At 42.3% G+C, this 588-nt stretch carries 1 protein-coding gene; it reads right to left on the bottom strand.

The genetic code is table 11. The features are described 5' to 3' along the window. Window positions 1-588 (bottom strand): RNA-guided endonuclease InsQ/TnpB family protein (locus tag ABEW73_RS33765; protein ID WP_430206432.1); only part of this gene is annotated, 588 nt, incomplete at both ends.

Here is a 588-nt window from a genome sequence, read left to right as displayed (position 1 = left end):
TCGTACCTTCTGTCTTTTGCTCTGTTCTTCTCCCCACAGGCAGGACAAGATTGCGAAGTGTAGGCAGGATCTACCTTCACAACCTTAATGCCGACAAGCTTTGCTTTGTAGGAGATGAATTGCCCAAGCTGATAGAATGTCCAGCTATGCAGATTCTTTGCGTTTTTGCGGCTTGTTCTTGCCGTCTTGCGAATATTCTCCAGTCGTTCAAGCTTGATGATTGACACACCTTCCTGGGTGGCTGTATCGACAATTTGCCGACTAATCTTATGGTTTTGATCTTTCATCCAACGTTGCTCTTTATGACCTAGCTTACGAATGGCAGACCATTTTTTGAGTTTTCCTAATTTACGCCTACGTTGCTCATGCTTTCTTCGTATGTACTTGTTTTGTCTGCCGTTTCCAAAGAATCGGGTTTTACCTGTAGAAGTTACAGAAACAGCAGGAACTTTTAAACCAAGATCAATTCCCATGATGTTTTCGTTGTTTATTACACTTGTTGGCACTTCTACCGAAATTTGAGCGTACCATTTCCCTGACTTTTCAATGATGCGCATCAATCCAAGCTTGGATTTTCTTAACAGATCC

This window comes from Paenibacillus lautus (assembly GCF_050482385.1).
Classification (GTDB): domain Bacteria; phylum Bacillota; class Bacilli; order Paenibacillales; family Paenibacillaceae; genus Paenibacillus_AQ; species Paenibacillus_AQ lautus_B.
Note: the sequence above shows the minus strand (reverse complement) of the source record. Positions and strands in the feature narration are given on the sequence as shown.